Origin of the sequence: Heyndrickxia acidiproducens DSM 23148 (genome assembly GCF_000374345.1) — a bacterium.
In the GTDB taxonomy this organism is placed as follows: Bacteria; Bacillota; Bacilli; order Bacillales; family Bacillaceae_C; genus Weizmannia; species Weizmannia acidiproducens.
In genome coordinates, this window is sequence record NZ_KB894039.1 from 1 (window position 1) to 12,428 (window position 12,428).

Annotated in this window: 11 protein-coding genes, 1 pseudogene and 2 riboswitches; all 12 genes and pseudogenes read right to left on the reverse strand. The window is 45.1% G+C overall.

Translation table 11 applies throughout. The features are described 5' to 3' along the window. Positions 1-199 precede the first annotated feature (199 nt). On the reverse strand, positions 200-1,147 hold the full coding sequence (locus tag C232_RS0116730; protein WP_018665302.1) for an ATP-grasp domain-containing protein: 948 nt from the start codon (positions 1,145-1,147) through the stop codon (positions 200-202). An 84-nt stretch (positions 1,148-1,231) separates the two neighbouring features. After that, the gene (locus tag C232_RS0116735; RefSeq protein WP_018665303.1) at positions 1,232-2,269 is read right to left on the reverse strand and encodes an LLM class flavin-dependent oxidoreductase; all 1,038 of its coding nucleotides are present in this window, start codon (positions 2,267-2,269) and stop codon (positions 1,232-1,234) included. Positions 2,270-2,338: 69 nt separating this feature from the next. After that, a riboswitch (SAM riboswitch) is annotated at positions 2,339-2,444 on the reverse strand. Positions 2,445-2,612: 168 nt separating this feature from the next. Further along, on the reverse strand, positions 2,613-3,077 hold the full coding sequence (locus C232_RS0116740) for a threonine/serine exporter family protein (RefSeq protein ID WP_018665304.1): 465 nt from the start codon (positions 3,075-3,077) through the stop codon (positions 2,613-2,615). Between the two features lie 13 nt (positions 3,078-3,090). Then, positions 3,091-3,846 carry a threonine/serine exporter family protein gene (locus C232_RS0116745; protein ID WP_018665305.1) on the reverse strand — a complete coding sequence of 252 codons (756 nt, stop codon included), beginning with the start codon at positions 3,844-3,846 and terminating at the stop codon, positions 3,091-3,093. Between the two features lie 109 nt (positions 3,847-3,955). Continuing rightward, complete coding sequence (locus C232_RS0116750) at positions 3,956-4,864, reverse strand: NAD(P)/FAD-dependent oxidoreductase (RefSeq protein ID WP_018665306.1); 909 nt, start codon at positions 4,862-4,864, stop codon at positions 3,956-3,958. A gap of 212 nt (positions 4,865-5,076) precedes the next feature. Next, positions 5,077-6,150 (reverse strand): branched-chain amino acid aminotransferase, encoded by a 1,074-nt coding sequence (locus tag C232_RS0116755; RefSeq protein ID WP_018665307.1) that lies wholly within the window; start codon positions 6,148-6,150, stop codon positions 5,077-5,079. A 164-nt stretch (positions 6,151-6,314) separates the two neighbouring features. Continuing rightward, positions 6,315-8,114, reverse strand: coding sequence for a carbon starvation protein CstA (cstA, locus tag C232_RS0116760; protein WP_018665308.1), 1,800 nt, complete (start codon positions 8,112-8,114; stop codon positions 6,315-6,317). A gap of 257 nt (positions 8,115-8,371) precedes the next feature. After that, positions 8,372-9,211: a MetQ/NlpA family ABC transporter substrate-binding protein gene (locus C232_RS0116765; RefSeq protein ID WP_018665309.1), complete on the reverse strand. Its 840-nt coding sequence runs from the start codon at positions 9,209-9,211 to the stop codon at positions 8,372-8,374. 55 nt (positions 9,212-9,266) lie between these two features. Then, entirely contained in the window at positions 9,267-9,929 is a 663-nt protein-coding gene (locus C232_RS0116770; protein ID WP_018665310.1) for a methionine ABC transporter permease, read from the reverse strand. Then, entirely contained in the window at positions 9,919-10,959 is a 1,041-nt protein-coding gene (locus tag C232_RS0116775) for a methionine ABC transporter ATP-binding protein (protein ID WP_018665311.1), read from the reverse strand. Before C232_RS0116775 ends, C232_RS0116770 begins: the two co-directional genes overlap by 11 nt. Positions 10,960-11,095: 136 nt before the next feature. Next, positions 11,096-11,199: riboswitch (SAM riboswitch) on the reverse strand. 82 nt (positions 11,200-11,281) lie between these two features. Beyond that, positions 11,282-12,061: an ABC transporter ATP-binding protein gene (locus tag C232_RS0116780; RefSeq protein WP_018665312.1), complete on the reverse strand. Its 780-nt coding sequence runs from the start codon at positions 12,059-12,061 to the stop codon at positions 11,282-11,284. A gap of 185 nt (positions 12,062-12,246) precedes the next feature. Continuing rightward, positions 12,247-12,428: pseudogene (locus C232_RS20145) on the reverse strand (RNA-guided endonuclease IscB); the annotation flags it as partial.

Here is a 12,428-nt window from a genome sequence, read left to right on the forward strand (position 1 = left end):
CGACCGTTCCCTTCAATTTTACGGGCTCATGGGCTTTCATTCACCCTATGATCGACCATTCCCTTTAATTTTTCGGGCTCATGGGCTTTCATTCACCTCATGAACGACCGTTCCCTTTATTTTCACAGGCTCATGGGCTTTCATTCACCCGATGATCGACCATTCCCATTGATTTTCCTGGCTCACGGGCTTTCATCCATCAGTTTTTCACATAAATCTGTTCAAGCTCTTTTTTTAAGTATTTGGCTAATTCAAGCATGCCGTATTTTCCTGCAGCTGCTTCGGCATCGGAATTATAGTTTGTATTTGTATTAATGTCATAAGTGTAAATCTCGCCGGCAGCATTGCGGATAAATTCTATACCCGCTACCTGGATCCCGTTGCCGCGCAGCAGTTCTTCGTATTTCTGAATAATTGGTTCACAGAAACCGTCAATGATTTGGAATTTCGGCTTTTCTTCAACTTTCTCACCGGCAGGGCAGAAGAGGTCGCCGACTTGGCAGGCATCGGCCGGGCAGAGTTCAAATCCTTCCGAAGTATCAACCCGGACCGCGTAGACAAATTTTCCGCCGACAAATTCGCAGCGGGTGATGGAATGCTCCGGTGATTCGATATATTCCTGTACGAGCGTTACGCCGTCGCGCGGTTTTTCAAACGCATCACTTTCAACATAATTCCCCAGCGCATCAACTGAGTGGAACAACTGGACGCCGAGACCTTTACCGGCGCGGTTATGTTTCGTGATAAAAGCAGATACGCCCAGTTTCTCAGCTGCTTTTACGATTTGCTTTTTTCCAACTGCCGCGATCGTCTTCGGTGTCTTAATTCCGTATTTTTCAAGCTCCATATATTGCTTGACTTTACTGAGTTCAAGCCTTAAGGCGCTGCTGCCGTTTAGCACGCGGCGACCGTGCCGCTCGAGCCATGCGAGAACTGCAGAAGTCAGTTCAGGTGCATAAATATGGTCCCTCGTATGCGAAGATGCACTCATCCGGCTGTAGAAAATTCCTTCCGGCGGCTCCACTGTGAGGTCGACCGTGCCTTCGCTTAAAAACCACTGTTCATATGGCAGCTGCAATTCTTCCAGTCTTTTTACCAAATGGTCCGTCCATTCCTGATTTTCGTGCAATACATATATTTTTGCCATATCGTTTCCTCCAATGAAAGGTGTATTTCCATGCCTGGTTTTTTCCAATAAACATATTACCGGCAGTTTCATTCAAAACCATTTTCATGCTTTCGTTTTTTCCAATAACGGCATGACCTGTTTTGAGAACCGTTCCATCTCTTCAAGCTGCGGGGAAAATTGCAGCAGCAGCAAATCAACGCCGGCATCCTCATATTCCTTAATGCGGGCCGCAATTTGTTCCGATGTTCCGATTAGGTTCGGCCGCAGCCCGCGGTTTGATACAGAATAGTCGTATAATTTGACCTGCTGCTCAAGCTGGGATTTGCTGACAAAATCATGATAGCCGGCATATCCGCTTGATTCTTTGACATTTGTAATGCGCTCGAGTTCCGCCTGCGCCTCTTCTTCCGTATCGCGGCAGATCACATATGCTGCCATGCCAAATGATTCGAACGGTTTTTTGCCGGCTTCGGCGCGGCGCTTTTTCATATCCGTGATTTTTACGCGCAGTTCCTCGGCCGTGCCCCCATGCATCACATAAGCATCGCAGCCGTTGACAATCGCCTGCTTGCCGCGTTCGCTTTCTCCGCCGGCATAAAGACGCGGATAAGGGTTTTGCACCGGCTTTGGCGACAGATGGGCGTTTTCAACTTTGTAAAAGCGGCCATCATATGAAAATGTCTCCTGTGTCCATAAGCCTTTTAAAACGTCCAAAAATTCTTCCGTACGATCGTAGCGTTCATCGTGGGCTGTAAAGATGCCGCCGTATTGTTTCGCTTCGCCTTCCCACCACGCGGAAACAATGTTTAAGGTAAAACGCCCATGGCTAATGCGGTCAATGTTTGCCGCCATTTTAGCAGTTACAGCCGGATTGTGGAATCCCGGGCGGACAGCGGCCATGATTTCAATTTTTTCCGTAACGGCACAAAGCGCGGCAGCTGTTGTCCATGCTTCAAGCGAATCATGCTCAGGCCCCTTAATATCATTTAAATAAAGTTCTGCAATTAATGTTGTATCATATCCCCATTTTTCAGCGGACTGGATTACATTTTTCGCATATTCAAACGTTGGCGGCATGTTTTCATCCTCCACGTTTCTGAGCCATCCGCCAAAAATCGGCAACCAAAAACCATATTTCATTGTTTCTCCCTCCCCTTTGTGTATGTATGAAAAAAACTCCTTCGATAAGAAGAAGTTTTCACTCAACGACTCTTATCTTTCAGGATGTTGTCCTGCTGGATTTAGCACCTTTCAGATTCGCATCTGCGGTTGCCGGGCTTCACTGGGCCATTCCCTCCGCCACTCTTGATAAGAATATTCAATTAATATGTTTTTATCCTACTACAAAACTTTGAATTTGTCATCCAATAAAATAGAATGATTTCAGGCCAGTAATACAGATTTCCCCGATCCTTCCCTAATCCAAGACTGCTGCAGGGCCTTATATCCTTTCCCAAATCACTTTTTCCACGTCTGCTCCTCTTTATTTTCTCTGATTCAATTGGCCCGTTTTCCGTACCTGCCTGTATGGTATTTTCCGGATAAACTGGTTGGCCACTTCCGACGTCAAGAGGCCAATGGCGATCGCTACTGACAAGAGCAGCACTCTCGAAGCGAGCGATACCGCCCCATTGTAATCATATTGCACAAAATGCCGCATTGCATCATATGCCAGTCCGCCCGGCACAAGGGGAATAATGCCCCCAACGGTAAAATTCAGGATCGGCGTTTTATAGAGCCGTGCGAAAATCTGGCTGATAATCCCGACAAAAAATGCGGCAATAAAGGTTCCGTAAACGACATTTAATTGATACATATAAAAAAGATAGTAAATTCCCCATCCGATCATGCCTACAACACCGCATTGAATGAGCGTCCTTCTGGGTGCATTAAAAATAATGCCAAATCCTGCTGAAGCAATGAAACTTGTCAATAATTGCTGAAACATGAAACCCACCCTTTTAAAATACCGTAAGAACAATGGCAATGCCGGCGCCGATTGCCAAAGATGTCAAAAATGCCTCGGCGCCCTTGGTCACGCCGGAAAATAAGTGGCCAGCCATTAAGTCACGCAGCGCATGCGTAATCGCAAGTCCTGGGACAAGCGGCATAACTGAACCAATTATGATTTTATCCAGCTGCTGCCCAAGACCCGCCTGAACCGTGCTGTAAGCTGTTATCCCGATGATAAATGAAGCGACAAATTCGGAAAAAAAGCGGACTTTAACAACGCGGTGCACATAAAGCGTACTGATATAGCCAAGTCCGCCGGCAACACAAGCAGGCAAAAAGTCCATCCAGCTGCCTAAAAAGATAATTACAAAACATCCGCTTGATACCGCGGCGGCAAGCACCTGCAACCATAAAGGATAGGCATTATCCTCTGATTCTATTTTTTTCAGCTGTTCATATGCAAGCTGTATGGATAAAGTACGGTTGCTGATTTGGCGTGAGATGCTGTTCACCCTGTCTACTTTACTTAAATCTGTTGACCGTTCGGAAATCCGGATCAGTTTTGTCAATTCAACACCGTCCAAAGAAAAAATAATGGCAGTCGGCGTGACAAAACTATGCGATTGGCTGATGCCGGATGCTGCGGCAATCCGCGACATTGTATCTTCCACCCGATATGTTTCCGCACCGCTCATCAGCATAATTTTCCCTGCCAGCAAACATACTTGCAGCACATCGTAAGCTTTTTCCTGGTTTAATTCCATTAGATGTCTCCCCATGTATTCACTTTCTGCCATTTCATTAAACCATACAATTTATTCAGCGAGTACCCGTATGCTAAAAAAAATTAAAATTGATGATACATGGTTAAAATCAATCAGCAACAAGGCTCTTGTGGATCCATATGGCTGCCTGTGAACCATCCCCCATGGCGATTGTAACCTGTTCGGAATGTGCCGCAATATCGCCCGCTGCCCATACGTATTTTACATTCGTCATTTTCGTGCGCGAATCAGCCAGAATATGGCGATTGTGGTGAAGCTTAACCCCCAGCTCTCCGGCCAATTGCGAGCGGACCAGGTTTCCGCCAAATGCCAAAAAGCCCTTTTCCGCATAAATCCTTTGCCCGTCTTTTAGTTGGACGCCTTGAAAGCATGAATGGTCAGCCAAAATACTGCTGATCCTATCTTCGTGCATCTCGATTTGTTTTTCGGTTAATTTCCGCAGCAGTTGTTTTGAAACAGGTGTACCTTCATGGTTAATGTAAATGACTTTTTCCGCCCAATAGGTAATCGCAAGCGCCATATTTGCCCCCGCATCCCCGGCGCCCATGACGATCGTGGTTTTTCCGCTTGTTTCATAACCGTCGCAATCCGGGCAGACATAAACGGAGGTTCCAAGGCACGGGTAAAGTTCCGGAAATGGCGGAAAGCGGTCGAGAACGCCGGTTGCAAATAAGAGCCTCCTGCCTTGAAATGCCGTATTTATTTTTTCCATGCGGACAAGAAATTCACCTGCGCCGGTGTTTTCAATTTTTGCTGCGGTTCCGTGTACAAATTCCACGCCCAGCCTGTTTGCATGTTCCTGCCCCGCTTTGCGTAAAGCCTGCCCGCTGATGCCTTCCGGGTATCCCAATATATTATGGTAACTGCGGCAAAGCGTCGAACGCCCATCCCCGGCATCTATCACAAGAATCCGGTGTTTATAGCGCCCGAGCTGGATAGCCGCCTGTAAACCGGCAATGCCGCCCCCGATGATGATACAATCAAAACGATCCACCATTAGCCAATCCTCCGTTTTTTTGTTAAGGGCCCGGCAAATTACTCTGTTTGTGTACACAGCCGTTCTATTTCAATTTCGCCCGTATTGGTAATGTTCCTCATGATGGCTGAATCATACATCGGAAAGCAGGGATGGCAGATGGTTTACACTTAAAGCTGCTGGCAGCAAAAAGGCCGGATCCCTTATTTGGAACCGGCCCTCCCTGATAAAAATTATTTGACTTCTACTGTCCAGTGAAGCGGGTCTTCCTGTTTCCCCAACTGGATGCCTGTCAGCGTATTGTACAGGCGGTTTGCGATGCTATCTTCCTTGTCAGCACCGGCAATTTTCATCGTGATGTCTTTCCAGCCGAGTTCGCCAACCGGGGAAATAACTGCTGCCGTACCGGTTCCGAATACTTCTTCCAACTCGCCTTTTTGATAAGCGTCGTACACTTCATCAATTGAGATTTTGACTTCTTTGACCGGCACACCCCAGTACTTCAGTAATTCAATGACGGAATCCCTTGTGATGCCGCCCAAAATACTGCCGTTTAGTTTCGGTGTCACCACTTCTCCGTTTATTTTAAAGAAGATATTCATACTGCCAACTTCTTCAATATATTTTCTTTCCACGCCATCCAGCCAGAGGACCTGTTCATATCCCCGTTCTTCCGCCTTTTCCTGGGCTTTCAGGCTGGCTGCGTAATTTCCTGCTGTTTTAATGAAACCGACGCCGCCTCTGACTGCACGGACGTATTCATCTTCCACATAAATACGGACGGGTTTTAACTGGTCTCCGTAGTATGAGCCGACCGGTGACAGGATTACCATTAATTTATATTCATGGGCCGGGTGCACGCCCAGGCTTGATTCAGTTGCTATGATAAATGGCCGAATATACAGGGATGTTCCTTCCTTATCCGGAACCCAGTCTTTTTCAACTTCAACCAATTGCTTGATTGCATCGAGCACAACTTCTTCATCAATTTGCGGGATACTCAATCTTTGGCAGGATGTATTCAGCCTCGCCACATTTTTTTCCGGCCTGAAAAGCAGGACACGGCCGTCTTTTGTGCGGTAAGCTTTTAATCCTTCAAAAACTGCCTGTGCATAGTGAAACACCATTGCTGAAGGTTCTAATACAAGCGGCGCATAAGGCGTAATTCGTGGTTGATGCCAGCCTTTTTCATCATTATAATCCATGACAAACATGTAATCTGTGAAATGTTTGCCAAATCCCAATGATTCTACAGCTGGTTTTTCTTTTTTCACATCTGCTTTGATTAATTCTATAACTTGATTCAAACCGAAAGCATCCCTTTCCAATATATAAAGTTGTTATTTTCGATCTATTATAACATTTTAAATTTAAATTACTAGTAGGTTCTTAAAATTTTTTTAAATATTTGATCGAGTATACTGCCTATGATTGTTATCCCTGCTCCATAATAACGGGTAAAAAGTCCGGTTTAAGCTTTTCTTGCTGCTGCATCTATTGGCAGTGCCGGCCCTTTCTGTATATGATACCAGTTTTTCAAAGCGGTGATCATAATAATTAGCCCGAGCACCAGCATGATAATGGAAAGAATGCCATTAAGTATATTATAACCTGGTGCCGCCTGGTTGAGGTAAACGTTTTTTACCATCCAGTAACCGGCATAGTTAACCGTTACATATAAATAGGCGAGCGGTATCAGGCAGGTGAGCATATAGCTTTTTTTATCGGCTATTTTTAAAATCACCGTTGCCCCGATAATTAAACCGATCGAAGCCATCAGCTGGTTGGAAACGCCGAATAATGCCCAGACCGAACCGATGTCCCCGGAGAAGAGCAAATAGCCCCACATCAGGCACGCCAATGCACTTGTAAAAATTGCGCCCGGCTGCCAATCAACTTTTTTCAACGGTTTGTAGAACTCACCTAAGAAATCCTGCAGCAGATAGCGGGCAACCCGGGTGCCTGAGTCAATCGCCGTTAAAATAAAGACGGCTTCAAACATGATAACGAACTGATAAAAATAGGGGGCAAGATGGCTGAACCATTGGATTTTCGTAAAAATATAGGTCATGCCGACTGCCAGCGTGACAGCACCGCCCGTTCTGCCTGCTAAATCCATTCCGATTTCATGGCTTAACTGCGGCAGATGGACGACATCCATCCCTAATGTCTTAAAGACTTCAGGCGTTGAATTAATCGCAAAATAATCGGCGGGCTGCAGGGCTGTTGCTGCAATCAATGCCATAATCCCCACCAGGCACTCGACAAGCATGGCTCCAAATGCGACTGGTTTAATATCTGTCCATTTATCAAGCATTTTTGGCGTTGTGCCGGACCCGATAAAGGCATGGAAACCGGAAATGGCACCGCAGGCAATCGTGATTGAAATAAATGGCCATACCGGTCCGGTCATCGTCGGGCCGCCGCCGTGAATAAATTGTGAAAAAGCCGGCATATGAATCGGCGGATTGATGATAAAGACACCCATAATCAATGCAATAAACACACCAATTTTCATAAAACTGCTTAAATAGTCACGCGGGGCAAGCAACAGCCATACCGGCAGCGTAGCAGCAAAAAATGCATAAATTGGAAGCATAATCGCTAAGGTTTTCGTATCAAATGTCAGCCATTCACCGAAAGCGGATTGCTGGATCCACGGCCCGGAAAAAACCCCGAGCATAATGAGAATAAACCCAATGGTTGAAGCTAATTTTAAGTTGCCGGTTTTTTTATAAAATAAACCGACCCCCATGGCAATCGGAATTGTAATGCCAACAGCAAATGTCCCCCACGGGTTATTTTGCAAGGCATTTAAAACCACCATCGACAATCCGGCCATTGTGATGACGATAATAAATAACATCGCAAGTCCGGTGCAAAAGCCGGCAACCGGCCCCATTTCCTCCTTCGCGACCTCGGAAAGCGACTTCCCTTTACGGCGCATCGAGGCAAACAGCACGACCGCATCGTGAACCGCCCCGCCAATCACGGCACCGATCAAAAGCCATAACAGACTCGGCAAATAGCCAAACTGGGCAGCCAAAATGGGACCGACAAGCGGGCCTGCTGCAGCAATTGCCGCAAAATGGTGGCCGAATGTCACCCATTTATTTGTCGGCACGTAATCCTTCCCGTCGTTAAATTCGTGTGCGGGTGTCGGTGTATCATTATTCAGTTTTAATACCTTTACAGCCATAAACGTACCATATAAACGATACGCAATGGCCAGAATGCATATTGATCCAATCACCACTGTAATCGCATTCATTTTTGAACAACCTCCCCTTATCATTAGATCGCACCGTGAATAATCAAAAACACTTCCATAACCCCTTGTCCTTTTTCATGCCAGGTCCAATGAAAACCCTTACCCAATATTATAAAAGATTCTGTACTTTTTAGGAAGTACCAAAATTAAAACTTTTAACGTTTCTAAGGGGAAGCAGAATCAAAAAAAGGCAGTACAGAAATCCGCCAATCGCTGTCTTAAAAGCGGATTCTGTACTGCCCGGAATGCTGATTTTATCAGTTTTGCTTGTAGTCTTTTAAATACGATACCGGTTTATTGACCGGTACAGCAGCACCTTTAAAATGTTTTTTGTTAAAGTTGGTGACTTCTTTAGAATGGTAGATCTTGACGATTTCTTTTAATGTTTTATCATTTTTCCTGCTGGTTTTGGCCGCAATAATATTGATATAGGCTTTGTTGCTCGCATCTTCCCTGAATATTGACTGGTTCGTTGGGTTTAATCCCGCGTTGATGGCCATATCACTGTTAATGACTGAAGCTGTTGCATCATCCATGCCGCGTGCCGTTTGTCCGGCGTCTACAGGCGTAATTTTTAAGTGTTTAGGATTTTTGGCAATATTTTCAACACCGCCCGCACCTGTAAATCCGGATTTCAGAGTGATTAATCCCGCTTTTTGAAGAAGGAGCAGTGCTCTGCCCAGGTTTGTCGGGTCTTTTGGAATAATAATTTGATCGCCGTCTTTTATCTGGCTGACCTTTTTCACCTTTTTGGAGTAAATTCCCATTGGCCAAATATTTGTCGTTCCGATCGCAGACAGTTTCAGATTGCGTTGTTTAATAAAATCGTCAAAATAAACGACGGTTTGGAAAGCATTGATGTCAATTTCACCGTCATTTAAAGCAATATTTGGCTGAACATAGTCATCAAATTTAACAATTTTAATATTGATGCCTTTCTTTTTTGCAAGTTTTTGGACAAGTGTCCAAGTCGGTACTTCAGAAGAGCTTGTCCCTACTTTAACCGTTTTGCTGCTGCTTGAACTATTATTGGTCCCGCAGCCTGCTACGGACAATACAAGAATGAGGCCCAACAGAACAATGGCAAACTTTTTCATATGTGAACTCCCCTTAAATTTTTTTATAGAAAGTAACCCTTTACCAATACAGGTCTTATTTTCTTCGGATTCTTCTGGATAAAATATTCCCCAATGATTGCACCAGCTGGACCAGAATGATCAAAGTCACAACGGTAATCACCATGACTGCTGTTTTAAATTGGTTATATCCGTACGTAATTGCCAAATCGCCGATTCCGCCGGCGCCGACTGCTCCGGCCATCGCGGAAGCCCCAATTAATCCAATGATCGCAATCGTCAATGCCAGTACGATTGAGCCCAGTGCTTCCGGCAGCAAAAACCGCCATATGATCTGCCAGGGAGTTGCCCCCATCGCTTGTGCCAGCTCAACTGTGCCTTTATCCACTTCGAGAAGCGAATTTTCTACCAGTCTTCCAATATAAAAAGCCGTATACAGTACGAGTGGTACAATTGCCGCTGTCGTTCCAATCGCCGTTCCGACAATCATACGCGTAAATGGAATAATCGCCACGACTAAAATGATGAACGGGATTGATCTGAAAATATTAATGATGACATTTAAAATATTAAAAACCCATTTATTTTCCAGTATGCCGTTTTCCCGGGTAATAACCAGTATTACGCCGACAGGAATACCGATGATCACAGAGATGATAAAAGCTACAACAACCATGTATAAGGTTTGGTTAATGGCCGTTAAAAACTCCGGCCAAAACCATGACCAGTCAAATGCCATCTTCTCCCACCTCCTTTATGATTGCGTTGTTTTCCCGAATGTATTGGATGGCTTTTTCCATCTCAGACTGGCTGCCTTTGAACTCTACAAGCAAATTGCCAAACGGGATGCCCTGGAGCTCTGTCACCATGCCGTGGAGCACATTCAAATCAACATCAAAGTGCTTCGCTGTGTTGGATAAGAGCGGCATATTCGTGGAAGCTCCTTTGAATAAAATCCGGTAGATGCCGTGCGGATGGTTGCGGCTGCTTTCATCAATCAGCCTTTGCACCGAGCGCGGTATGGCATCATTCAGCACCGTTTTGACAAAGCTTCTTGCAATCTGCGTTTTCGGCTCTGTAAATATATCGATGACAGGGCCCTGTTCAACAATTTTTCCGCCCTCGATGACTGCGACTTTATCGCATATATCCCGGATCACATTCATTTCATGGGTAATCATCAAAATCGTAATCCCCAGTTCATCCCGGACTTTCCGCAATAAGTCCAAAACGGATTCTGTCGTGTTCGGATCGAGTGCGGAGGTGGCTTCATCGCAGAGCAGAATATCCGGATCGGTTGCCAGTGCCCGCGCAATCCCTACCCTTTGCTTTTGCCCGCCTGAGAGCTGCCCTGGATAATGGTTCATCCTGTCTTCAAGGCCGACAAACGTTAGCAGTTCAGTTACTTTTGCCTGAATCTCTTGTTTCGGGCGGTGTTCAAGAATCAGGGGCATGGCCACATTTTGAAAAATGGTTTTGGACTGCAGCAAATTAAATTGTTGAAAGATCATGCCAATTTTTTTTCGCTGCTGGCGGAGCGCTTTTGGGGGCAGCGCAACCAGATCAACCCCGTTAATCAGGACTTTGCCGGAAGTGGGTCTTTCCAGCAGATTCACGCACCGGATCAGCGTGCTTTTCCCCGCACCGCTGTAACCGACAACGCCGAAAATCTCGCCTTTTTCCACGCGCAGGTTGATGCCTTTTAAAGCTTCAACCTTTTTATCTTTTCCCTTGCCGTATACTTTATGGATATCATCTAGTACTAGCATGCTAAAAAACTCCTTCTGCCGCTTTCCAACTGTTTTTCCCAAACAAGAAAATCCATTCATTGTTTGTCGTTTTTACTTACAAAGAAAATAGAGCAAAAAAAAACCACTTTCATCCGAAAGAGGTCGCTTTGCTGTCGCCTTATCTTTCAGAATGAACCATTCTGCAGGAATTAGCACCTTTCAAATTATGAAGGTTGCTGGACGTCATTGGGCCTGTCCCTCAGTCTCTCTTGATAAGATATTCGTTTGTAATATGGTATATATTTTAGTAGATTGTACAATCATTGTCAACATTTTTTCCTGTGCCAGAAGAACCAGCGCTTTATATCAGTTGAAACGAAGCCCGTTCTCCGTGCCATTTGACCTCGACATCATGCTCGAAAAATTGCGAGAGCCGGTTTTTTTCAATCATCCCGGGCGTTTTTCCCTGCCCGAATACTTCACCGTGCCGCAAAAGCATCGTGTGATCGAAGGCAGGCAAGATTTCTTCCGGATGATGCGTCACATAAAGAAGTGTAGGGCCGTCCGGATTTCCCGCCAGTTCTTCAATACTGCTCAGCAAAATTTCGCGTGCAAACAGATCAAGCCCGTTGCATGGTTCATCAAGAATCAGGATTCTGGGCTCTGCCATTAACGCACGCGCAATCAGCAGCTTCTGCCTTTCCCCTTGTGAGCATTGTTCAAACGGACGGTCCATTAGCGACAGGCAGCTTAACTTTTCCATATAAAAAGAAGCTTTCTCCACATCTTCTGTGCTGATTTGTTCATACAACCCGATTGAAGCGTGTTTCCCGCTGATCACCACATGCTGGGCTAACTGCGTTTCCGGGATTTTTTCCTGAAGCGATGAACTGACCCAGCCGATTGATTTTCTTAATTCCGGCAGGCTTGTTTTGCCAAATGTTTTGCCCAGTACTTGAATACGCCCGGTTGTCGGCCAAATATAACCATTAATCATCTTCAGCAATGTTGTCTTGCCTGACCCGTTTAAGCCCAGAATTGCCCAGTTTTCGCCCTTTTTAATTCTCCAATTAATATCGGAAAGCAGTTTTTTCCCTTCCCGCACCCAGCTTACACCGGTAAGTTCAATCACATCTTCCATTTTGATAAACCCCTTTTCATAATTTTTACTATTCATTTTAAACAAAATTCCCGGAAAGAAAAGCACAAGCATTTGAAAGCCTGTGCTTTTTTAACGGATTTCCGAAAGAAGTCTCCCATCCTCAAGGAATGTGTAGGGTGTAGCCCAATGAGTAGGTGGGAGATGAATTTCGGTTAGGTGTTAGCCTAAATTGTTTCGATGTATTGCCAATTGTTATTGTGTCTTATGTGTGTCAATTCCTTCAGACTCACCTGTTTATAAGACTTATTTGGCCTTGTGATGTATTCATCATCAATTGTTTTGACATAAGCCATACTTGTGCCTGTGAAACCTGTAATAAAACCTACTTTTCCAAACAAAATCACTT

Bases quoted from the DNA above. Each gene is read 5' to 3' on its own strand.
- C232_RS0116780 (WP_018665312.1), bottom strand. From the start codon at position 12,061: ATGGAAGATGTGATTGAACTTACCGGTGTAAGCTGGGTGCGGGAAGGG.
- C232_RS0116765 (WP_018665309.1), bottom strand. From the start codon at position 9,211: ATGAAAAAGTTTGCCATTGTTCTGTTGGGCCTCATTCTTGTATTGTCC.
- C232_RS0116730 (WP_018665302.1), bottom strand. From the start codon at position 1,147: ATGGCAAAAATATATGTATTGCACGAAAATCAGGAATGGACGGACCAT.
- C232_RS0116735 (WP_018665303.1), bottom strand. From the start codon at position 2,269: ATGAAATATGGTTTTTGGTTGCCGATTTTTGGCGGATGGCTCAGAAAC.
- C232_RS0116740 (WP_018665304.1), bottom strand. From the start codon at position 3,077: ATGTTTCAGCAATTATTGACAAGTTTCATTGCTTCAGCAGGATTTGGC.
- cstA (WP_018665308.1), bottom strand. From the start codon at position 8,114: ATGAATGCGATTACAGTGGTGATTGGATCAATATGCATTCTGGCCATT.
- C232_RS0116770 (WP_018665310.1), bottom strand. From the start codon at position 9,929: ATGGCATTTGACTGGTCATGGTTTTGGCCGGAGTTTTTAACGGCCATT.
- C232_RS0116745 (WP_018665305.1), bottom strand. From the start codon at position 3,846: ATGGAATTAAACCAGGAAAAAGCTTACGATGTGCTGCAAGTATGTTTG.
- C232_RS0116775 (WP_018665311.1), bottom strand. From the start codon at position 10,959: ATGCTAGTACTAGATGATATCCATAAAGTATACGGCAAGGGAAAAGAT.
- C232_RS0116750 (WP_018665306.1), bottom strand. From the start codon at position 4,864: ATGGTGGATCGTTTTGATTGTATCATCATCGGGGGCGGCATTGCCGGT.